The sequence below is a fragment of the Streptococcus nidrosiense genome, from assembly GCF_042140045.1.
In the GTDB taxonomy this organism is placed as follows: domain Bacteria; phylum Bacillota; class Bacilli; order Lactobacillales; family Streptococcaceae; genus Streptococcus; species Streptococcus nidrosiense.
Genome location: NZ_CP152419.1, coordinates 920072 through 942720, shown reverse-complemented (window position 1 = coordinate 942720; position 22649 = coordinate 920072). Strand labels below are relative to the sequence as shown.

The following is a 22649-nucleotide window of genomic DNA, read 5'->3' as shown; positions in this document are numbered from 1 at the left end:
TGTAACAGTATTAAAAAGGAGTTGTTTCCCCGTCAATTTGATTCAATCATCAGGTTAAAACTTGATGATTTTTTGTACTAAAAAATCCATCCCTAGGGATGGATTATAGACTGTTAACGCACTTCTGCATTCACTTTTTCTTCAAGTGATGCTTGAATTTTTTCCATATAGCGTGCGACTTCTTCATCCGTTAAGCTATCTTCTGGATTTTGGAAGGTCAAGCTATAAGCCATTGACTTCATACCAAGTCCTAGTTTTTCACCTGAGAAGACATCAAAGAGTTTGATATCTGTCAAACGTTTCACGCCTGCAGATTTGATGGCATCAACCACATCTTGGTGAGTCACTTCAGCTTTCAAGAGAAGAGCAATATCACGGCTCACTGCTGGGAATTTAGTAATTTCCACAAATGGAGCTGCTGGTTGAAGAGCTGTCTCAATAGCTGAAAGGTTGAGCTCTGCTACATAAGTTTCTGGAATATCGTAAGCCTTAGCTGTAACAGGATGTACTTGACCGAAGAAACCAAGGACTTGGTCACCGAGTGAAATCAAGGCTGTACGTCCTGGGTGAAGGCTAGCGATTTCAGAGGTTGCTGTATAAGTCACTTCAAGACCCAAGCGAGCAAAGAGAGCTTCCAAAATTCCCTTGGCATAGAAGAAGTCAACCGGAACGGCTGTAGTTTGGAAGTCTTTTTCAGCGACTAAACCTGTCAATGCAAAGGCAAAGCTGTTGATCTCATTTGGCAAGTCTTCTTTTGGATTACCAGTTTGCTCGAAGACTTTTCCAATCTCATAAAGAGCCAGGTTTTTGTTCTTACGAGCTACGTTGTAGGCAACTGTATCTAAAATACCTGAAACCATATTTTGACGGAGGACTGAACGGTCCACAGTCATTGGCCACATGAGCTCTGTCAAATGACTTGGCTGAATCGTAAATTCAACCGCTTTTTCAGGAGTTGTAAGAGCATAAGTGATGATTTCTGTCAATCCAGCACCTTCAGCAATGGTACGAACTTGACGGCGGAGTTTTTGTGTCGCAGTCAATTCACCAGCTGTTCCATCATCTTTTGGAAGACTAGTTGGCAAGCGGTCATAACCATAGATACGAGCGATTTCTTCAAAAAGATCCGCTTCGATAGTGATGTCCCAGCGACGACGTGGTACGCTTACTGTGAAGCTATCTGCATTTCCAGAAAGGCCAAATCCAAGACGACGGAAGACATCTTCAACATCAGCAAATGAAAGCTCTGTACCGAGGACACGGTTGACGTCAGCAAGAGTTGAAGAAACTTCCACATCAGAAGTGTCAAGCTCACCTGCTGAAACAATCCCCTTACGTACTGTTGCACCTGCAAGCTCTGCAATCATGCTTGCTGCTGCATCAAGGGCTTCATTGACTGTTGCTACATTAATGCCTTTTTCAAAACGAGAAGAAGATTCAGAACGAAGGTTGAGACGACCGCTGGTCTTACGGATAGATTTGCCATTGAAAACAGCTGCTTCAAGGACAACACGACTAGAGCTTTCAGAGATTTCTGTAGCCTGACCACCCATAACACCTGCAAGGGCTACTGGTTTATCAGCAACAGTGATCACTAAGTCATTTGTTTCCAACTCACGTTCTTCACCGTCCAAGGTTACCAATTTTTCACCAGCACGTGCTTCACGCACACGGATCTCGCTTCCTTCAAAGGTATCTAAGTCAAAGGCATGCATAGGCTGACCAAAGTAAAGCAAGATATAGTTGGTTACGTCAACTACATTGTTAATCGGACGGATGCCTTCATTCATGAGGAGATTTTGCAACCATTGTGGACTTGGTGCAATCGTCACATTGTCCAAGATACGAGCTGCATAGTAAGGCGCCTTGTCTGTGTCAATGCTGACAGAAAGAGCGTCTGCTGCAGATTCATTGGTTTCTGTTAGAGTATATTCTTTAAAGTTGACTGCCTTGTCATAGATAGCTGCTACTTCGTGCGCTACTCCACGCATAGAAAGAGCGTCTGCACGGTTTGGAGTGATGGAAAGTTCGATAATTTCATCATCCAAGTCTAGATAAGAGAAGACTTCATCCCCAGGAACAGCATCTTGAGGCAAGATTTGAATCCCATCTGCAAATTCTTTCGGTACAACGGAGTCAGAAATACCCAACTCACCAAGTGAACAGATCATCCCAAGGGATTCCAAGCCACGGATTTTCCCTTTTTTGATTTTGTAGTTGTCTGCAATACGAGCACCTGGAAGTGCCACCATGACCTTGATGCCTGCACGCACATTCGGTGCACCACAAACGATTTGACGGGCTTCTTCTTCGCCAACGTTAACCTGACAAACATGGAGGTGAGTTTCTGGCACATCTTCGCAGGACAAGACCTCACCGACAACAATTTTTGAGAGACCAGCAGCAGGTGATTCGACACCTTCGACCTCGATCCCTGTGGTTGACATTTTTTCAGCCAACTCTTGTGATGGCACATCAATGTCCACCAATTCTTTTAACCATTTGTATGATACTAACATAATTTAGTTTCCCAGAATGACCGTTGCCACTCTAGTTTTTTTCCTTTCCTATCATTTCATATAGAAGAATCATCTTCTTACCTTAATTTCTTTTTCAGTAACCAATCCGTATCTACCTTTTGCCCAACCAGAAAACTATGTTGGCTAAATTTTTCAAAACCATATCGATTATAAAATGCTTGAGCTTTTGTATTATGCTCCCAAACACCTAGCCAAGCCCAGGAAAAACCATTGTTTTCGGCAAGCTCCAAAGCGAATTCAAATAGTTGCTTACCAAGTACAAATCCTTGATATGCTTGTAGCACATAGAGGCGTTGAATTTCAAAGGCGTTCTCTAATTCTTTCTCAGTTTGAGCATTCCCCCAGTTGACTTTGAGAAAACCAGCTATCTCCTCTTCATGCATGATGAAATAGGTCGCTGATTCAGGATTTTCCAACTCAGCTGACAAAACTCTCAGACTATAAGCATCTTCAAAGTATTCCTTTAACTGCTCTTCCGTATTATCATGAGCAAATGTTTCACGAAAGGTTTGTTTGGCAACCTGGGACAACACCCCAACATCTGCCTTTTCTACTTTTCTAATCATTATTTAAACTGTTCTGAGAAGCGGACATCTCCTTGGTAGAATCCACGGATATCGTTAATTCCGTAACGAAGCATAGCTACACGCTCTTGACCAAGACCAAAGGCAAAACCAGAGTAGACAGTCGCATCGATACCACTCATCTCAAGGACACGCGGGTGAACCATTCCGGCACCCATAATCTCGATCCAACCTGTTTTCTTACATACATTACAGCCGTCTCCGCCGCACTTGAAGCATGAAACATCAACCTCAACAGATGGCTCTGTGAATGGGAAGTATGATGGACGCAAACGGATTTGACGCTCTTCACCAAACATTTTTTGCACAATCAACTGAAGCGTTCCTTGAAGGTCAGCCATAGAGATATTTTTCCCGACAACCAAGCCTTCGATTTGGTGGAATTGGTGACTGTGAGTCGCATCGTCTGTGTCACGACGGAAAACACGCCCTGGTGAGATCATTTTCAAAGGACCTTTGGAGAAGTCATGGGCATCCATCGCACGCGCCTGAACTGGAGACGTGTGGGTACGAAGCAAGATTTCTTCTGTGATATAGAAAGTGTCCTGCATATCACGAGCTGGGTGGTCTTTTGGAAGATTCATACGTTCAAAGTTGTAGTAGTCTTGCTCAACTTCAAATCCATCCACAACTTGGTAACCCATTCCGATGAAAATATCTTCAATTTCTTCACTAGTTTGTGTGAGAACGTGACGGTGACCAGTCGCAACTGGACGACCTGGAAGCGTCACATCGATGCTTTCACTTGCTAGTTGAGCTTCCACTTTCTTTTCTTCCAAGAGCTTAGCTGTTTCTTCAAAAGCGGCTGTTAAGACATCACGAGCCTCATTTACGTGTTTTCCGATAACAGGGCGCATTTCAGCTGATACATCCTTCATCCCTTTGAGGATTTCAGTTAGTGACCCTTTTTTACCAAGGACAGAGACTCGCAAATCTTGCATCTCTTTTTCATTTTCAGCAGTAATCTGCTTCAAGCTAGCTAGCGTTTCTTCACGAAGCGCTTTTAATTGTTCTTCAATAGTTGACATAATTCCTCCATCAGTCTCTCGTAGATAAAAAGAAAACCACATGCCAAAAACTCCATTCGGAGCGTTGACACGCGGTACCATCCGTTTTCATCTGACAAGTCAGACCTTTATTTCTGAATCCATAGGCAAGTGAATTCACCCAGCTTTCATATAGAGAGCTTTCAGTCACGGCTCTCCTCCCTGATATACTTCCCCTGAGATACTAGTCTTGCAGATTCCTATTTAATTATTATTCATTTTATCAAATTTTAAGTAATCTTGCAAGATGTTTTGCGACTAATCAACATAGTCTCCACCTTCAAAGCCGTAATACTCTTCCAGACTGAGGCCACTTGCAGCAATTTCTTTGGCTTCTTTGCCAACATAGCGAAGGTGCCATTCTTCAGCCATATAACCAGTTTCTTTTTCCTTACCTTTGAGGTAACGAACGACAAAGCCATAGTCTGCGGCGTGGTCTAAAAGCCATTGAGCAGCCTTTTCTTCTGTCACTAAGTTTCCATTTGTTCCTATTAGGTCAAAGGCAAGCCCAGTTTGGTGTTCACTATAGCCAGGTCTTGCAGAATAGCGGTCAGCCTCAGCCTTGCCATCTTGGTTGACATAATCCTGATACAGTTTAACCTGAGTTTCATAACTTCTAAATCCACTATAGTGGTCGCTAATCGGGAATCCTGCTTGCTGCATTGCTGCAATAAGTTTTAACAGTTCTGCCTTTGCGGTAGGATTTTCTCCAGGATTATAATCTTTTGACATAGGATAATGCTTGTTAGCGACAACAATCTCATCATACTTACCTTGAATACTGTAGTGATCTCCTTTGTCTACTACTTCTGCCTTCTTTTGGCTAGCTTCCTGAGACTTACTTCCCGCGGTTCCTTCTTGTACAGTTGATTGCTCTGCAGAAGACTTGACCTCTGTAGTTGTTGATTTTTCTTGTGAACAAGCTGCCAATGTCAAGGCTAATAATCCTGATAAGATAAGGTATCTTTTTTTCATCTGTTATCCTTTCATTTAATCATCTGGTTTAAAGTCTCAGATAATCTTGCAATCAAGTCTTCTAATTTACTTCCCTTAACCTGATATTCTTCAGCAATCATTTCTTCCCATGGAACCCACCAGACTGGACCACGACCATTAAGACCGTGTCCCTTCATATCACCAGCTCGTCTAGGAAAAATATGCCAGTGGACATGAGCGTCTCCATTTCCCAACAACTCTACATTCATCTTTTCAGCAGAAAAAGCCTTAGAGACAGCTTCCTGCACCAGACTCATTTCCTCTAAAAATTGAAGTTTGACACTTGGATCTAGATGATGTAATTCTGTGACATGTTCCTTGGCTAGAAAGAGAGTGTAGCCTTCAAAATACTGGTGGTCTCCGATGACAACATAGCCTGTTTCCAGTTCTTTTACAAAGTAGGGATTATCACCAGACTGGATGAGTTCAATTCGATCACAAATCAAGCACATCTCAGTCCACCAACTCACTCTTGAGATAAGCATCCACCATACGCTCAGTAGCCACTACAGAATCAATATGAGTACGCTCGTATGAGTGACTTGACTCGATACCTGCCCCTAGAAGAGCGTGCTTAACCTCTGCTCCAGCTGACATTGCTGCAGAAGCATCAGAACCGTAAAATGGATAGATATCTAGTTTGAATGGAATGTCTTGCTCTTTTGCGAGAGCTACCAAGTGTTGACGGAATTCATAGTGGTAAGGACCAGAAGCATCTTTAACACAGATAGACACTGTGTACTCGTCTGTCTGCTGATCATCTCCCATTGCTCCCATATCCACAGCTAGATATTCGACAACTTGACTAGGGATACTTGAGTTAGCACCATGCCCCACTTCTTCAAAGACTGAAAAGGCAAAATGCGTAGTGACAGGAAGTTCAATCCCTTCTTCTTTGTAGACTTTGAGGAGATTAAGGAGAATAGCTGCGCTGACCTTGTCATCCAAATGACGAGACTTGATAAAGCCTGTCTCAGTCACGACAGTTCGTGGGTCAAAGCTGATAAAATCACCAACCTCGATACCGAGTGCGCGTGTTTCTTTTTCATTGGTCACTTTTTCATCCAAACGAACTTCCATATTGTCCTGTGTACGTTCCGCAGTTCCAGCATCTTTGTAAACGTGACAAGAAGTTTGGTGGATCAAAATCGTACCTGATACGGTTTTACCTGTGCTAGCTACATGGACCGTGCAGTTTTCGCCTTCAATCATGTTCCAAGGATAGCCACCAATACGATCCATTTTGAGTCGACCATCTGGTTTAACAGCACGAACGATAGCTCCCAGGGTATCCACATGGGCAGTTACATAGCGTTGTTGCTCATTATTTTTACCTTTAACAGTAACGTTAACTCCACCTTTAGCAGTACGGACAGGTTGATAGCCTAGTTTTTCAAGCGTCTCAACTAGATAATTCGTAATTTCACGCGTAAAACCTGTTGGTGACGCAATAGCAGTTAGTTCTTTGATATATTCTACAGTTTGATTCATTTTTTCACCTCTTGTTACCATTATATCACTTTTCCCATCGTAGTATGTGCAAAAAAGAAAAACTTAAAATACTTTGATTTTAAAATTAATCTATGGTAAAATTAAGTAAAGCGTTATGATGAAAGGAATACAAAATGAACAAATATTTCAAAACGACACTTTTCTTAGCCTTGCCTTTGGTATTCTTGTTGGGATGTTCAAAACAATCTTCAACCACTTCTTCTAGCTCTTCTACACCAGAAACGACTGAGGTAAAAACTTCTGAATCTAGTACTACTGAAAAGAAATCAGAATTAAAAACTGCTACCTTTGTGAACGATTCTCAGCCTGGTGTCGTATCAACCTTAACATATACGGTTGACGGTGATAATGTTGTCAAACAAACTGCTCATAATGTAGCTGACCCTGAAGTCCTCAATAATACTGCAGATGCTGTAAAAAGTATTCTTGAAGAAACCTACAAAGGCTATAAGGGACTCAAAGGGGTAACCTTCTCAATCGAAGTTAAAGATGGTAAAGTCGTTCAAGATCTTGAAATCGATCTTTCAGTTGCAAGCATTGACGAACTTAGAAAAGCTTTACCAGAAGAATACTCAGGCGTTGGAAAAAACGTAAGTTTTAAAGCCTCTAAGAAAATGTTAACAGACCTTGGTTATACAGAAAAAAACTAAGCAACTAAGACTAAATAGAAAAAAACTTGGCCGATGCCAAGTTTTTTTATTCCATTTCAAAAGCTTCACTTTCTTGTTTATTTGGAAGAACAAGAGAAAGTAGAATACCGATAATAGCTGGTACCAACCATGGCAGAGAAGCCTCCGCAAATGGTAGAGCGTTCACGATATTTGCAAGGATCTCAACTTTAAAAGTAGATCCTAAAACACTTGCAATAGCAATGGCTGTGACAATACCAACCGTTAATTGCATTCCTGGTTTTGAAAGAGCAACAAACTTGTTCACAATCACAATCATGACAATGGCAATCGTAATTGGGTACAAAATAACGAGAACTGGCACAGAGTACTTAATAATAGCACTCAAACCAAGATTTGCAATGGCAAAACCAATCAAGGTAAAGACTGTCGCATAAATCTTGTAGCTGACTTGTGGGAAACGTCCGTTAAAGAACTCGGCAGTTGATACAATCAACCCTACAGTCGTTGTAAAGCAAGTAACAGTTACCATAGCCGCAAGGAAAAGCTGAGCAGTAGAACCAAAGATTTCTTGAGTCGCTTGAGACAAGATATAAACTCCCGGAGTTCCACTCTTCATTGCTTCTTCTGTTACTGGGAAATGATTGCCCAAGAAACCTAGACCGATGTAAAGAGCACTAAATCCGAGTGCTACAACGATTCCAACCACCCAGATGGTTGAAATGTACTCTTTCTTGTTTGAAAAACCAAGTTGTTTCAAGGTTTGTACTGCAATAACACTGAAGGCAACCGAAGCAAGCGCGTCAAGTGTGTTGTATCCTTCTAAGAAACCAGCTCCAAAGGCGGAAGCTTGATAAGCTCCTGAAGCTGCTTGTGGTGCGTTCCCACCATACTTGAAAGCTCCAAGGATAACCAGAATAACAATTAAGATGGCAAAAACTGGAGTCAAGACTCGACCGATACGATCCAAGATTTTTGAAGGATTCAAGGAGATTAGGTATGCAGCTACAAAGTATAGAATGGTGAAGACAATCAAACCTAAACCTTTATCTGCTTGATCTAATAGCGGACTAATACCAACTTCAAATGATGTCGTTGCTGTACGTGGAATGGCAAAGAATGGACCAATCGACAAGTACAAAGCTGCAAGATAAATTGTCGCAAACCATGGTGAAATTTTCTTAGAAATTTCATAGATATAGCCCTTTGGATTAAGGGTTCCAATGATTAAGGTTAGGACGGCAATCCCAACACCTGAAAATACAAATCCTGCAATGGCAGGAAGGAAGTTTTCTCCAGACTGTGCGCCTAGAGTTGGAGGGAAAATCAAGTTACCTGCTCCAAAAAATATTCCAAACAGGAGTAATCCTGTTAAAGCACCTTTTTTAGCCATAAACTCTCCTTATTAAAAATAAAATACTTTCTTAGTATAACATGATTAAAGGCTAGAAAAGGCTATCACGAAACAATTCTGAAATGTTTTCAATTTTCCGAATTTTAATGCAAAAAAATCCTTCGAAGCCTTCCTATTTTTTTAAAGGTTTCGAAGGAAATTTTTCTTATTCAAAGGCATCCATGCCACCTTGGACATTGACAACCTTATAGCCTTGTTCTGCTAAAAATTGGCAGGCACGTGCGGAACGTATTCCTGATTTACAAATCACATAGTAAGGCTGGGCTTTATCTAGTTGATCATAAGTATCTGCCAGTTGACTCAGAGGGTAATTAAGAGCACCTTCTAAATGAAGAGCTTCAAATTCCTCTACTTCTCTCACATCCAATACAGAAAGCGACTCTTTCTGGTAAAGTTGGTAAAAATCGTTAAAAGTAATTTCTTTCATTTTTCTTCTCCGAGAATTTTTTGGATTCTATCTTTCAAATTAGGAAGCACCTCTGCTTCAAACCAGGGATTTTTTTTCATCCAGATTTGATTACGAGGTGAAGGATGAACTAGTGGAAAGTACTCTGGTAAATAATCTTTAAATCGATGTACACGGTTTGTCACCTTGCCACTGACCTTCTCATGCAGATAGTAGGCTTGGGCATACTGCCCAATCAAGAGTGTTAATTGAATATCTGGCAATTCCTTCAAGAGTTCTGGATGCCATTTTTCTGCAAAACCTGGACGAGGTGGCAGATCACCCGATTTCCCATGACCTGGAAAGTAGAAATCCATGGGCATGACTGCAAAGTAACCTGAGTTGTAAAAGGTGTCTTCATCCACACCCAACCATTCGCGCAAGCGGTCCCCACTTTTATCCTTCCAGTATAGCCCTGCTTCTTGGGTTTTGAGACCTGGCGCCTGCCCAATGATATTAATACGAGCAGTTTTTGGGGCCGCAAAGAGAGGTTGGATTCCTTGCTCAGTATAACTGGCATTCTGGGAATCCGCCATAATAGCTTGCTTGATGTTTTCGATTTGTGACATCTGTTTTCCCTCCAAAAAGAAGTCCAAGCATTAAATCTCAGACTTCTAGATCATTATTTGATCAATTCGTAAATAGCTTCAGCGTAGATAGCTGCTGCACGGAAGAGATCATCCAAGGCGATAAATTCGTTGGCTTGGTGCATAGTATCGATAGAATCTGGGAACATAGCACCGTAGGCTACACCACGCTCTAAGAGACGTCCAAATGTTCCACCACCGATAACTTGTTCGTGACCTTTAAGACCTGTTTGTTTTTCATAAACATCCAACAAGGTTTGGACAAGCGGATCTTCCATTGGCACATAGTGAGGAGTGTGACCATGTTCAGAAAGGCTAACTGAAGCAACTGGCAAGGTTTCAAGAACTGACTTGATTTGCTCTGGGCTTGTTCCTTTTGGATAACGGAAGTTAAGGGCAATAGTGTTGTCAGCACTTGCTTCGTCGAAGCGGAAGACACCAGCATTCATAGAAAGAGCACCCATCTTTTCATCCACATGAGCTACTTTCAAGTTCTTGCCTTCGTGGTCATTCAAGAGAATCTTACCAGCAATGTCAAGGTAGTCTTTTGCAGGTCCTTCAAAAGCAAATTGGCTAAGGAAGAGGGCAAGGTAAGTCGCACCATTGACACCTGAAGCAGGCATAGCACCGTGGGCTGATTTACCAATTACAGTCACCTTGTACTGACCGTTCTCTTCTTGGATTTCTCCTCTGAGTTTGTGCTCTGCAACGAAAGCGTCTAGTTTCCCTTGCAAGTCAGCTAAGTCACCTGAAACGACTGCTGTTGCTGATTCTGGAACCATGTTTTCACGCAAACCACCTGTGAAGCTGTGAAGACGAGCTGCACCAGTATTTTCACCAGCAAAGTGGAGGTATTCTGTGATGTTTCCTTTTTCACCATTGATGATAGGGAATTCAGCATCTGGAGAAAAACCAAAGTCTGGTTTTGCAAGTCCTACATGCTCAAAGTAGTAGTCCATATCTGCCCAACCTGATTCTTCGTCTGTTCCCACGATGAAACGAACTTTTTTAGAAGTTGGAAGTCCCAATTCTTTGATGATTTTCAAACCATAGTAACATGCTGTAGTAGGGCCCTTATCGTCAGAAGCACCACGCGCATAAAGACGACCATCTTTGATAGTTGGAGTATAAGGGTCAGTGTCCCAACCGCTACCTGCTGGCACTACGTCCATGTGGGCAAAAATTCCGAGAACTTCTTCTCCTTGACCAAACTCAAAATGTCCTGCGTAGTTATCAACATTTTTTGTTGGGTAGCCATCACGGTCTGCGATTTCAAGGAATTTTTCCAAGGCTTTTACTGGCCCAGGTCCAAATGGATGCTCAGCATCTGCCTTGCTGTCATCACGTTCTGAGTTGATTTCCAAAAGGCTAAACAAGTCAGCCAAGAGGTCTTCTTTACGTTTTTCTACTTCTGCTGTAAAATCAATAACTGTCATTTTTTCTTCCTATCTTTTTTCGATAATTTCATCTACTGGCAAGCGATAGCTTGGTTCCAACTTCTCATCTGTGTATCCCACTGTAATCAAGAGCTCTGGACGGAAGCGTTCTTCGATTTCCAAGACTTCATTGACTTTTGATTTGTCAAAACCAAGGATAATGTTTGATCCGATTCCTTGGTCAGTCAAAGCAAGGACCAAGTTCATAGCTACAAGCCCAGCATTAAGAGCCAAGTAGTCACTGACTTGTTGTTCGTTGTAACGCGCAAACTCAGCTGGAAGATTTTTCAAGAAGTATTGCAGTTGCTCTTCTGAGAAATTGTTGGCACCACCAGTACGGGCAATCTTGCGAGCACGTTTAGCTAAGTCTGTATCTGTAAACAAGGCAATGGTTACAGGTGCAGATGCTACTTGCTCAAAGTTTGAACCGTAAGCTAATTTTGCTAGTTCAGCATTTCTCTCACGAACCACGACAAATTTCCAAGGCTGACTGTTGTGAGCGCTTGGTGCCAAGGTTGCGATTTCGATAGCTGTACGAACATCCTTCGGATCGACAGGTTTATCAATAAAATGCTTGGTCGCATGACGTTTTTTATTTAACTCAAGAAATTTCATAATTGATTTCCTTTTCTATTTCTATTGCTTCCATTTTACCACATTCTGAAAGAGCTTGCAGAGATTTTTCATAATGTAGAGATCTTTATTCCAACTCTTAATCAGGAATTACATACTTTTCGATTTAGTTGCTAGCTATAGTAAAAATTTTTTGCATAAGAAAAAGTAGACGATTACTCGCCTACTTTACTCATATTATTGCGCTGAAACAATTTTACTTGCAGACTCAATCGCTTGTTTCATAGCATCACGTGCAGTCTTCAATTGTTGAAGGAAAACAGTGCGTGCTTCTTCTGGCATTTCTGTATCATCAGAACCAGCGCTTGACAATCCATCATTAAATGCCTTTCTTGAAGTTTCTAGTGAGTTAAGAGCAGGTTCCACTTGTTGTTTAAAAGCATCTTTTTGAGCTTCTGGAACTTTGCCACCGATTTCTTCAACATATTTCTTATAGCTGTCAATCAACTTACCAAAAAGAGTTTTCATATCTCCAATTGTTTTAGCGTTGTCGAGTTCTTCATCTGTTAAAAGAGTAACTTCAGATGTGTTTGTCTTTGAGTTATCTGTTTTTGATGAAGCAGATGTTTGTTCAGTCGAGCTTGAAGCTTTACTTGCAGAATCAGAAGATTTATTTCCACAAGCTGCTAAAGTTGCAACTGATAAGAGCACAAGGCCCGCAGTAAGAAGTTTTTTCATGACTATCTCCTTTAAATAGTTTTATGATACCTATATTTTAAAATAAAATAATTTCATTATCAAACATTTACCGAATTATTGAAGCTAAAAAGATCTTTGAGTTCGCTATTTTTAAAATCTATATTAAATCTATCGAAAATGTTCAAAAAATTATTCAAGACCGAGGTTTAGACTTAAACGTAGTCGACTTGGAGAGCAATGATAATCCAAACAACTACATCATCTTCTCAAGTGACCAAAAAGAATTTAAAGACCAATTTGACAAGGTCCTCAAAGAACTCTACCAAGATGGAACCCTTGAAAAACTCAGCAAAACCTATCTCGGTGGTTCTTACCTACCAGATCAATCTCAATTACAATAAGATATATTAAAAACGATTGGCTAGTCCAATCGTTTTATTTAAGTATTTGTTCGTTAAAGCAACTCTTACAAAAAATCAAAATAATTTTTGACATCCTCGACATATCCATATTTTTCATTGAGGCTAGCCAGCAAGTCTCTGTTATGGCCTTGGTAATTGTCTTCTCGTCGCAACTCTTCATACATTTCGATAAAAGGAAGTCCTTTTTCCTTGGCTGATTCTAGCTCTGCTTCATAATCATAGGCAACCTTACGAAATTGAATATTGACTAACTCACCATTTTCAATCTCAAGTAAGGCATACTGGGCTCGGTGATTTTTCAGCCCTTCCCAGTCAAAATAAGGCATACCAATCGAACCTGGATTGATGATTTGTTGGCCTTGGCTACCATAACGTAGGAGCTGTTTATGGACATGCCCATAGACAGCAACATCAGTAGTTTCATCAAGTAGCTGGTCAAATTTTTCAGTATTATTTTCAACCAGTAAATCTCTACCATAATTTTTCTCAGGTAAATTATGAGAAAGAGAAAAACGCAAGCCTTCAACTTCTTTCTTGGCTATCATAGATAGATTTCTCAACCAATCAATATGCTCTGGCTTTAGGTCCTCCATCAGAAACTGAGTCATCCTGAGAAGCTGAATTTCTTCTGGATCCTCTAAACCATATTGCCCATCTAAAGCCTCTAAGACACAATCATCCCAATTCCCTCGAACGGATGCTGTAAGGGGTAGATCTTTCAAAAGAGCCACCAAGTCATTCGCTCCCGGCCCAGGTAGAAAAATATCTCCCAAAAGCCAATATTCAGTCGCTCCCAAATTTTTTGCGTCCTCAAGCACTCCAGCTAAGGCCGTCGTATTGCCATGAATGTCTGATAAAATTGCAATCTTATGGTTCATTTTCTGCTCTTTCTTTATTGGATAGCATTCAGGGTATCCAAATCACTCTTATTTTTCTTCATTATACCATAAAATCGCTAGAAGATTTTCACATAGAAATATTATCACCAAGATTCTTTTAAAAATGTGTCAAAAATAGTTGACATTTTATTTTTAAAAGAATATACTATAGTCAAATATATGTGACATAAATAAAAAGGAGGAAGCATGAATCGTGTAAAAGAATTTCGCAAGGAACTGGGAAAGTCCCAACTCGAACTTGCCAAGGATATTGGTGTCTCGAGACAAACCATTAACATGATTGAGAACGACAAGTACAATCCTACCCTGGAACTTTGTCTCAATCTCGCTCGAAGCCTCCAAACTGACCTCAACAGTCTCTTTTGGGAGGATGATTTTTAAAAAGGAGAAGAAAAATGAAAAAAGAACCCCTCTATGAAAAACTAATCAAACGTATCTATGGCATTTCAGGGCCACTTGATGAACACAAACGACGCGAGGCTGACCACATCGGGAATAAAGTCTTTATGATTCTCTTTTACCTCATGACTCTAGGCAATTTCATCCCCTTTGTTCTTGCTTATAAATATCCCCAAATGGTCGCTTTCGGATATCCAATCATTATTTTTCTGGTTTCCTTGGGTTGTGCTTTCTATGTCACTACTCAAACTAAAAAAACTGGTATTGCTGCTATCGATCCTGATATGTTAAGCCAGAAGGAAAAGAAACAGTTACGTAATCCCGGACTTAAAGCTGGTCTGATCTATGGAATAGTCATGTTATTTGGAATGCCACTTCTCAATATCCTAATGGATGATAGCAAAAGCTATCTTACCGCTCTTTTGAATACAAGAAGTATCTTGTCAACCATCGTTGCAGCCTTCTTTTTCGGATTAACAGTGCATATTGTCATCACTCTTCGTATTCAAAAAGCTAGAGAAGATCAAGACGACGATTAGGAGGAAACTTATGAAATCACTACAAACTTTAATTCTCAGTCATATTTTGATCAGTATCTTTATGACAGTTTTCCTGGTTTATGGCCAAATTACGCGTCCTTTTCTGATCATCTTCCTCTTAGCCCTTCCTGTCTTGAACAAAGGACAAAGATTTCAGAAAATCACATCAAAAAAAATACGCCTCTTAAACGCATCTCTCTGCTTTATCCTCGTATCTTTCCCACAACTGTTAACGAATTCTATGGATTGGAGATATCTCCTATTTCTAACCATCTGTATCATTTTTAGTCTAGTCTACTTCTATACTCTCTATCAACTCTTTAAAGAAGCTAATCAAAAACAAGGTTATTAAGAGGTCACTACCATGAAAAAAGAAGACTTAACCACTCGCTTAGTTCGAAATTTCTTTCATATCCAAGGACCCTTTGATGAATGCCGTCAAGAGGTCATCTATAAGGCTTGCGCCCGTTCCATGGTCCAAATCTTTTACTCTTCCTTCTTTCTCTTCCTGTTCTATCTTTTGTTTGGGCGCTTTATAGAGATAGTTCGAACAGCTATACCCTATCTCTACTTCTTGATGATTTTTGCCCTCAGTCTCAAGGCAAGGTATTCTACTAGAGGGCTCCACTTAGAAGATGATGATCAATCCGAGATTCCACAAATCACTTACAGCAAGCGTCAAATCAAGTTAAGAAGTTGGATAGTTGGAACCAGCATCCCAACTCTCTACTTATTTATCCTATTTTCCAAAAAAGTAATCCTTGAAAATCACTCCATTACAGATTTCTTTTTGCAGTTTCTTGAACTCAAAATGATCGCATTTTTCCTACTAGTAGGACTTGGAGTAGGATCAATCTTTGGTACTATGACTTATTATTTTTTATCCGAACATGAAGAACAGTAGGAGAAAGCTTGGATTACAGTCAATAAGCGGAGTGATAAACTCAATTTTAGGAGAGAATGGAAAAATAAAATATTTCTGTTATAAAACGCATAATATCAAGGTTTTTAAATGCCTGGTAATATGCGTTTTTATGATTTTAAAGACTGCCTGCTTCATCTCTCTTTAAAACGAAAAAGCCATCTTTGCGGATGACTTCCTAGCAACCGAATCGGCGCTCACTTTTTTCAAGTTATGTACGGACAAAGCTTTATTTTAACCTGCTGTGTTGTAGATGATTATACTTGAACCGTTTTGGAACCATTCGAAACAACACAGCTCTAAAACTGAAATAGACAAGAATATAATCTGTCCAAGTTTTGGAACCATTCGAAACAACATAGCTCTAAAACTTCAATCCGTACTTGAAATGCTCTGGGTTAGTTTTGGAACCATTCGAAACAACATAGCTCTAAAACTAGTTCTCTTGTGCGTTCGATATGATAAAGGTTTTGGAACCATTCGAAACAACATAGCTCTAAAACTACAATTCTATTTCAGTAAATTCACTATTTGTTTTGGAACCATTCGAAACAACATAGCTCTAAAACCAGTCTTGAATGAAGACGTTGAGCGCCTAAGTTTTGGAACCATTCGAAACAACATAGCTCTAAAACTATCCCAATACCTATCCAGTGGTTGCCGTCGTTTTGGAACCATTCGAAACAACATAGCTCTAAAACCTCGTAGAAAAATTTTTTTCACGAAATTTCGTAATCGCGCCATTCGTCCCAGCCAGACTTCAGCTCGTCAGGTTCCAATTATTACTTTTATTATACCATATTTTCAGGGTTCAAGAAATAGTCTTGGTCCAGCACATACTGCGGAAAATCATATACTTTTCGAGGTTCGACAAATAAAACACTTAGTTGATTGAGCTGGATGTACTCTATCAGATTTGCTAACTCATCCTTTGATAGATAGGCTGTCGCATTGATGAAAACAAGGAGTTTCTTTTTGGAAAGATACTTAAAAACCTGGATAATTTCTAGCATCTTTTCAAAAGGAGTATCGCTCAGAGTTTCAACTTTGACTCCTAACGCATCAATCAACTCTAGAATGGTGATTTCATCGTACTCCAGGTCTAGTTCATTTTCCAAGCACTCAAATGCTAACAATTCTGTAATCGTAGCTACTAGCTTTTCAATCATGGATTTGACTTCTGGTTTATCATTGAGCTGATTTTCAAGATCTGCATGTATCAGTTTAATCATAGCAGGTGAGTTGAGATTGTATCCTAAGACATCCGTTATCACTAGTAATTCAGACTCTTTTAGAGCTTTTAGATTTCTGGCAAACAACTTCAACTCCCCATCATCAGTGTATTGGTAGAACTGCTTGACGATAGCTGAAAAGGTAAACTGGTCTTCCAATACTAAAAAGGTCGCATTTTCAATAGCTAATGGTTCATCTAATAATGGAAAATTAATCTTCATCTCTAGGCTCCTCTCCTAGAAAAATCAAACGTGCATCGGAGTTTGCTACGCTGGTATTTCGCTCACCATTTAAGTAAATCATGCGAGAAAACTGCTTTTCTGTAACGGTTAAGAGAGTAATATTTCCTTTTTTAGGATTGTGCGTCTTAAGGCGTTCAATCATGGCATTATTAGCAGAGTTATTGAGCAAGAGCTTGCTATAGATGGAGAATTGGTGCATAATAAATCCTTCATCTATGAGGAACTTCCGAAATTTCCGATAGGCCTTACGTTCCTCTGCGGTATCAACCGGCATATCAAACATTAAAATCATACGCATATATCGATAACTCATATCCTAAACTCAGGAACTCCTTTCTCCGGTTGATTGAGGGATTGAATGATTTTCTTAGTATAGTCGCTGACGATATTCGTCAGATACATTTCCTTACCATTGTAGTGGAAGGTATCTGAGAAAATAGTGAAAAGTTCTCGTTTGATTTTGACAAAAGAACTGTTTCGATTTTCGTAGACGATTCTGTCAATAATCGGACGAAAAGGTTCCATAATATCGCTAGCCAGATTGAATTGATTGAACTGATTGGCATGTTTCAATCCAAATTGGGTCATGCAGCCAGACAATACAATCTCACGCGCAAACATACTCAAAATCAAGGTGTAACCATAGTCCAAGGCAGCATTGACACCATTATCCTGCTCACGACTAAAATCATTCCCAAACAAGGTGTTGAAATAAATCCGTGCTGCGTGTCCCTCACGATTGCTTGGGTCAAATAGATCTAAACCATTATATAGATCAATGACGGACTGGCTCTTCTCCAGAAAACCACAACTCCCCAAATAAAAAGCCTGATTGAGAATTTTTTGTGCAATAATGGTGGTCCAAACTTGTTCCTTAGTATCCTCATCCCAAGCAATTTGTCGAGAGAGTTGCAAACTGGAGTCGTGTCGACCGTAGTAGGGCATTAAGTAAGCAGTTGGCAAGCGCTTATCATCACAAAAGATAACCAGAATATTTTCATCCACCAAGCGTTTTATCAGCATAGTGGAGAGAACGATATCCGTCGTCTCCAAAAGAAGGATGTCCACCTCGGACAGGTGAATCAACTCTGTCCGAGAGGCATCTTTAAAAATCAAGTGGTTGTTCTTGTAGGAGAGTTTAGAGTGCGTATTAACAACAACGGTTCTCCATCCCATCAGTCTTCTCCTAGTTTACTTAAGTCAATCCGAGTCTCGTAGAGACCAGTGATGGATTGGTGGATGAGGGTGGCTTTACTTTCATCCTTCGTTGCTTTATAAACAGCATTTCGTAATTTAGGAGCTTCAAACAGCCCCACTACATAGCCACTGCTAGTACCACTCTTTGTCAAAGAAAAGAGTTTTAAGAGATTATCATAGTAGTATCGAATAATTTCTTCACTTAAATTAAAAACAGGATATTTTCTTAGCTTGTATGCTTCGTGAGCCTGAGTAAATAGTGATTTACTTCCTAACTGTTTTTCAGCATATTCAAACAGACCATTAACTATGTTGTCAAATTCTTCCTTATGACTCATTATGAAATCTTGACTTTCTTTTATAGATTTTTCAGATTTTAAGTCCATAAAATCCGTTTTAGTCAAGAGACGTCTCATATGAAAGAACAGTTCATTTTGTGATTCTGTTAACTTAAACTGAGTAGCTTTATGGAAATTGGTTGTGCTTTCAAAAAGCATTCTTGTTCCATCATTTTTTTGAATAAGTGAATATTTAGGTATCTTATAAAACGCTTGAACACTCTGTAAATTATTCTTTGTAAGAAAGCCATTTTCAGAATCATCATTAAAAAAACTCATTGGGTTAGTATTAAACCATGGATAATCAATAATATTGATATCGTAAAATTCTTTAACGACTTTTAATTTATTGTTCTTATTGAATCTTTGCCCAATTATAAAAACCGATAATGCTGAATTTCGTTCATAGTAACCACCATAAAGTTTTGGATCTAAATATTTTTTGTTTTTTATTGGAAAACGTTTATCAACAGTGACAGAACTATTTTTAGGTATAATATTCTGTTTATAAAATGCTCCTTTTTTAATCATTGTTCGTTTGACAAAGTTGACTTGAGATTTGTAGATGACATCTTTTATGATTGGCAAATCTCTATTACAATCCCAAATGTCTTTACTAACTTTAGAATATGGATTATTAAAGAATCTCATGATGTTAGAATAGAGATGCTTTCTTATCGTTGCTTTATTCTCTTCATGTCGATTAAAGTGAGCATGGTGGCCATATATCAATTCAGGAGCTAATTTGGGATAGGCCTTAAGAAGAGTTTGTCCTACAACAACAGCAAGATAAGCATCATGAGCATGGTGATAATCATTTAGTTCACGTATTTTGGCAATATGAAAGGTATTTCTAAAATTGGTAATTAGTTGAGATTTTAAAGTAATGATTTTGGTGTCTGAAAAACGATTATCTAGTATGCGAGCAACATGTTTTATCATTTGTCGTGTCTCGACTAATTGACGTTCAATAAAGCCAGCTTTCATGCTCTCTGTCAGAACACCATCAGGAGTTCGTTCGCTAGTAGTTAATCTTTGATATTTCGTTTGAGAAATTAGTTTTGCATTATATAATTTCTCCCAGAAAGGTTTCATATTAGCAACTGTTTCTTTGTCCGGTATATTATCCAACTTTCTTTGATTATTTTTCCTATGAGTTAATACTTTATTATCAATTGAATCGATTGGTAAAAAACTATAGGGGATAATATGATCGACTTCGTATTGATCGAGCTGATCTCGGTATAAGGGGACAGGGCTTCCTGTTTTATCTAAGGAGTACATATCTTTCCCATTTTGAAGATAGTATAAATATAATTTCTCAGATTGTAGCTGTTCGTCTGAATGTGGAACTTTCCCATTTTCTAATACACTATTTTCAATATTTTTTAGTGCAGATTCTAATTTAGTTTTACGAGTTTTTGACTTTCTTTGTCCTTCTTCTGTAGTCATATTTTCACGAGCCATTTCAATGACAATATTTTGGGGTGGATATCCTATAATTTGAACCAGTTCATCAACAATTTTAATACTATTTAAAATTCCTCGTTTGATAGCTGGACTACCAGCCAATTTTTTAATTTCGTCAAAAACATCATCTTCAACAGTTGATTTAGATTGAATGGCTTTAATCTTAGGTTCAAAAGATAAGGTGTTATCAGAAATGAGGTTAGTTAAATTACGATTTTCTTCATCGTTTCGAAGGAATTGCAATAGATTAAAACCCGTATCCTCATCACGAATATCTAATAATAACTTCGCAGAATAACGTCCCCAACCTGTATAGCGCAATTTTGAGAGTTGATTAATTTTCTCTTCATCTAAAAATTCAAGATGTCCAAAATATTTTGTAAGGTAGTTTTTAATAGATTTTTTATCATCAAAAACAGTAATAACCTTGATAATCTCCTCTAACTCTTTTTGATAGATTTCAGAATCTAGAAATTCTTCTGAAAAAATAGTTTTGAAATCATTATATGTTTTTAAAGTAGAATTAAGGGATTTGTCTTTTTCAATTCCCGAAACAATTTCAACCGCTTGTAAATTTGTGTAATTCTCCAAGTAATCAAGGAGCATTGCAGAACTAACACGTTTACTATTCGTTTTAAATATGTTATTGATTATTTCTTGTCGGAGCTCAGAATCTAAAAAGTGAGTTTTACCATATTTATCTTTGTACTTAACCCGAGTTAGTTCATTTTGGAGCATAACTTCTTCATAGATCAAACTACGTTTTGGTAAAACTTTTTCATTTAAGAGAATAATATCATTTCCTATTAGATTGGTGATGAAGGCATCTCTAGTTTCATCCATATTTATCAGTTTATGATAGTTCCAAGGACGTATCTTACCATTTCTAGTATCTTCATCATTATCATCTAAAACATCTTGACTAGTCGCTCGTTTAATCCAAGCAAACCTACTATTATTTCCTTTTGCCAAAGGACCAACATAATAAGGAATTTTAAATGTCAAGATAGATAGTAATTTATCCTTGTTTTCTAGTAGAAAAGGATAATCCTCCCCTTGTCTTTCGATAATTTTTTCTAGTTCATAAGCATGAATTTGATTAGGAATAGCTCCATTGTCAGATGTACGAAGTTTTCTTAAAAATGTTCCATCTGATATTTTATTAAGAAAATATTCTGCTCCTTCGATACCAGTTATTTTTCCACTAATATAATCATAAAAATTTTGTTGTATTGTTTTTTGTTTCTGTGAATTAGTTAATACCATCTTATTAGATATGTATCCAACATATCCCTTTGTTTCTTTATCTATATCAAAACCATTTTGTGTTTTTCTGCCAAAAATATCTAAATAATCTTGCTCAGATAGATTTTGTTTAACAAAAGATTTGAAGCGTTGCAAATCTTTGCGATGTTCCTCGTATCGCTCGATCATAGTAGCAGAAAAGCGAGCATGAGTTGCTCCAGTGTATGTTAGCATACCAGATAAAAGGATAGTATCACGTAAAATTTTTAGTTTATCAAATACATCGGAAAAATCATCTTCTAATGTACCAAGAAGGTTTTCTAAATTTTCATCATAGTTTTCTTTAGAAAAATTGAGATCTGGTTCTTCCTCTAACTCAAAACAATCTTTAAATTTCGTTTTTAAACCAAATAATAGCTGTAACAGTTGTTTAAAAATACTTTTATCCTTTTTTTCAAGCTCTTTTGGGAAATAGGATAGTATATTTTTAACTTTAGCTTGTCTGTTATCACTGGACTTAAATATATCTGCTATGGTTTTAGATTCATCAGAGACTTCCAAATCAAAAACTTCTTGACAAGCTTCAATAAAATCAAACCAAGAGTTTTGCATATAGATATTATTAGGATTGATCTTATCTAACGTTAAAAAATGCCCTCTATACTTTAAAATATGTGATAAGGCCATGTAAACTTCTCGAATATCAGCTACGGGAGAATTTTTATCTGCGTCAGCTAAGTGTTTTCGTAAATGGTAAATCGTAGGGTACTTCTTGTGATAGGCAGTTTCCAAGTCTTTATTACCAAAAAATGGCTGTTTTATCTGTAGATCCTCACTTTTATCACCAAGCAGCCTAAAACTTTCGTCTAATCTACGATAAAAATTTTTATCGACTTTTTCAATCTCTTTTTGAAAAATATCTCGTAAATAGGCAATTCTATGATTTCTTCTATCAATTCTACGACGATTAACACGAAATACTCGAGTTCCTTTAGCTGATTGAGCTGGCACAAAGGTGGTAGAACCGATTAAATTTTTCTTTATTTTTTCTTTTTCTGTATTACCTAAAACTTTAAATTTTAAAGCAGGTACTCTATAATCTTCAGTGACAACGGCGTAGCCAACAGAAGATACACCTATATCCAATCCAATTGAATAATTTTTATTAAATTTCGCCATTAAACTACTCCTTATCTTGATTTTCGATTTTATTTTTTGTATAATAACTATGTTGGAACTATTCGAAACAACACAGCCAAAAGATTTTTCTTTTGAGTTAAAA

22 protein-coding genes, 1 pseudogene and 1 CRISPR repeat array are annotated in these 22649 nt (G+C 38.4%); of the genes and pseudogenes, 6 read left to right on the top strand and 17 right to left on the bottom strand.

The window, feature by feature from the left end; translation table 11 throughout:
• Positions 1–113: 113 nt before the first annotated feature.
• From pheT to AAFQ93_RS04515, 6 genes are all read right to left on the bottom strand, one after another.
• Positions 114–2519: a phenylalanine--tRNA ligase subunit beta gene (pheT, locus tag AAFQ93_RS04540; RefSeq protein ID WP_375555718.1), complete on the bottom strand. Its 2406-nt coding sequence runs from the start codon at positions 2517–2519 to the stop codon at positions 114–116.
• Between the two features lie 77 nt (positions 2520–2596).
• The gene (locus AAFQ93_RS04535) at positions 2597–3106 is read right to left on the bottom strand and encodes an N-acetyltransferase (RefSeq protein WP_223140669.1); all 510 of its coding nucleotides are present in this window, start codon (positions 3104–3106) and stop codon (positions 2597–2599) included.
• Positions 3106–4152: a phenylalanine--tRNA ligase subunit alpha gene (gene pheS, locus AAFQ93_RS04530; protein WP_049508191.1), complete on the bottom strand. Its 1047-nt coding sequence runs from the start codon at positions 4150–4152 to the stop codon at positions 3106–3108. The genes AAFQ93_RS04535 and pheS overlap by 1 nt, the downstream gene beginning before the upstream one ends.
• Positions 4153–4428: 276 nt before the next feature.
• Complete coding sequence (gene ldcB / locus AAFQ93_RS04525) at positions 4429–5145, bottom strand: LD-carboxypeptidase LdcB/DacB (protein ID WP_223140668.1); 717 nt, start codon at positions 5143–5145, stop codon at positions 4429–4431.
• Between the two features lie 11 nt (positions 5146–5156).
• The gene (locus AAFQ93_RS04520) at positions 5157–5618 is read right to left on the bottom strand and encodes an HIT family protein (protein ID WP_223140667.1); all 462 of its coding nucleotides are present in this window, start codon (positions 5616–5618) and stop codon (positions 5157–5159) included.
• Between the two features lies 1 nt (position 5619).
• Positions 5620–6657, bottom strand: coding sequence for a M42 family metallopeptidase (locus AAFQ93_RS04515; protein ID WP_223140666.1), 1038 nt, complete (start codon positions 6655–6657; stop codon positions 5620–5622).
• Positions 6658–6791: 134 nt separating this feature from the next.
• On the opposite strand from AAFQ93_RS04515, the gene AAFQ93_RS04510 reads away from it, so the two are divergent.
• Positions 6792–7328 (top strand): DUF1307 domain-containing protein, encoded by a 537-nt coding sequence (locus AAFQ93_RS04510; protein WP_049502908.1) that lies wholly within the window; start codon positions 6792–6794, stop codon positions 7326–7328.
• A 46-nt stretch (positions 7329–7374) separates the two neighbouring features.
• On the opposite strand, the gene brnQ is transcribed toward AAFQ93_RS04510, so the two are convergent.
• The 6 genes from brnQ to AAFQ93_RS04480 all read right to left on the bottom strand — a co-directional run bounded on the left by brnQ (position 7375) and on the right by AAFQ93_RS04480 (position 12500).
• Positions 7375–8700, bottom strand: a complete 1326-nt coding sequence (brnQ, locus tag AAFQ93_RS04505; RefSeq protein ID WP_223140665.1) for a branched-chain amino acid transport system II carrier protein — start codon at positions 8698–8700, stop codon at positions 7375–7377.
• A 166-nt stretch (positions 8701–8866) separates the two neighbouring features.
• On the bottom strand, positions 8867–9148 hold the full coding sequence (locus AAFQ93_RS04500) for a rhodanese-like domain-containing protein (RefSeq protein WP_223140664.1): 282 nt from the start codon (positions 9146–9148) through the stop codon (positions 8867–8869).
• Complete coding sequence (locus AAFQ93_RS04495) at positions 9145–9735, bottom strand: uracil-DNA glycosylase family protein (protein ID WP_223140663.1); 591 nt, start codon at positions 9733–9735, stop codon at positions 9145–9147. Before AAFQ93_RS04495 ends, AAFQ93_RS04500 begins: the two co-directional genes overlap by 4 nt.
• Before the next feature lie 53 nt (positions 9736–9788).
• A complete protein-coding gene (gene pepV, locus AAFQ93_RS04490) occupies positions 9789–11189 on the bottom strand; it encodes a dipeptidase PepV (protein ID WP_375555717.1) in 1401 nt (466 codons plus the stop codon).
• Between the two features lie 9 nt (positions 11190–11198).
• Entirely contained in the window at positions 11199–11804 is a 606-nt protein-coding gene (locus AAFQ93_RS04485; RefSeq protein ID WP_000670142.1) for a nitroreductase family protein, read from the bottom strand.
• A 195-nt stretch (positions 11805–11999) separates the two neighbouring features.
• Positions 12000–12500 (bottom strand): hypothetical protein, encoded by a 501-nt coding sequence (locus AAFQ93_RS04480; RefSeq protein WP_223140660.1) that lies wholly within the window; start codon positions 12498–12500, stop codon positions 12000–12002.
• A 137-nt stretch (positions 12501–12637) separates the two neighbouring features.
• Between AAFQ93_RS04480 and AAFQ93_RS04475 the strand changes: the two are divergent.
• Positions 12638–12862 (top strand): annotated as a pseudogene (locus AAFQ93_RS04475) (amino acid ABC transporter substrate-binding protein); the annotation flags it as partial.
• A gap of 65 nt (positions 12863–12927) precedes the next feature.
• Here AAFQ93_RS04475 and AAFQ93_RS04470 read toward each other — a convergent pair.
• Positions 12928–13761 carry a metallophosphoesterase family protein gene (locus AAFQ93_RS04470; RefSeq protein ID WP_223140659.1) on the bottom strand — a complete coding sequence of 278 codons (834 nt, stop codon included), beginning with the start codon at positions 13759–13761 and terminating at the stop codon, positions 12928–12930.
• A 207-nt stretch (positions 13762–13968) separates the two neighbouring features.
• Here AAFQ93_RS04470 and AAFQ93_RS04465 point away from each other — a divergent pair, with 207 nt between their 5' ends.
• From AAFQ93_RS04465 to AAFQ93_RS04450, 4 genes are read left to right on the top strand one after another with little or no spacing between them, the layout of a single operon-like run.
• Positions 13969–14163 carry a helix-turn-helix transcriptional regulator gene (locus AAFQ93_RS04465; RefSeq protein WP_006152985.1) on the top strand — a complete coding sequence of 65 codons (195 nt, stop codon included), beginning with the start codon at positions 13969–13971 and terminating at the stop codon, positions 14161–14163.
• A gap of 14 nt (positions 14164–14177) precedes the next feature.
• Positions 14178–14720, top strand: a complete 543-nt coding sequence (locus tag AAFQ93_RS04460) for a DUF3278 domain-containing protein (RefSeq protein WP_223140658.1) — start codon at positions 14178–14180, stop codon at positions 14718–14720.
• A 10-nt stretch (positions 14721–14730) separates the two neighbouring features.
• Positions 14731–15072, top strand: a complete 342-nt coding sequence (locus AAFQ93_RS04455) for a hypothetical protein (RefSeq protein WP_223140657.1) — start codon at positions 14731–14733, stop codon at positions 15070–15072.
• A gap of 12 nt (positions 15073–15084) precedes the next feature.
• Positions 15085–15624, top strand: a complete 540-nt coding sequence (locus AAFQ93_RS04450) for a DUF3278 domain-containing protein (RefSeq protein ID WP_223140656.1) — start codon at positions 15085–15087, stop codon at positions 15622–15624.
• 288 nt (positions 15625–15912) lie between these two features.
• Positions 15913–16343: direct repeats of the CRISPR family, unit length 36 nt; unit sequence GTTTTGGAACCATTCGAAACAACATAGCTCTAAAAC.
• A gap of 90 nt (positions 16344–16433) precedes the next feature.
• Here AAFQ93_RS04450 and csn2 read toward each other — a convergent pair.
• Genes csn2 through cas9 form a run of 4 tightly spaced genes read right to left on the bottom strand, consistent with a single transcriptional unit; the run spans position 16434 to position 22546 of the window.
• On the bottom strand, positions 16434–17096 hold the full coding sequence (gene csn2, locus AAFQ93_RS04445; protein ID WP_223140655.1) for a type II-A CRISPR-associated protein Csn2: 663 nt from the start codon (positions 17094–17096) through the stop codon (positions 16434–16436).
• A complete protein-coding gene (cas2, locus tag AAFQ93_RS04440; protein ID WP_223140654.1) occupies positions 17086–17430 on the bottom strand; it encodes a CRISPR-associated endonuclease Cas2 in 345 nt (114 codons plus the stop codon). Before cas2 ends, csn2 begins: the two co-directional genes overlap by 11 nt.
• Positions 17427–18293, bottom strand: a complete 867-nt coding sequence (gene cas1, locus AAFQ93_RS04435) for a type II CRISPR-associated endonuclease Cas1 (RefSeq protein WP_223140653.1) — start codon at positions 18291–18293, stop codon at positions 17427–17429. The genes cas2 and cas1 overlap by 4 nt, the downstream gene beginning before the upstream one ends.
• A complete protein-coding gene (cas9, locus tag AAFQ93_RS04430; protein WP_375555716.1) occupies positions 18293–22546 on the bottom strand; it encodes a type II CRISPR RNA-guided endonuclease Cas9 in 4254 nt (1417 codons plus the stop codon). Before cas9 ends, cas1 begins: the two co-directional genes overlap by 1 nt.
• Positions 22547–22649: the final 103 nt, after the last annotated feature.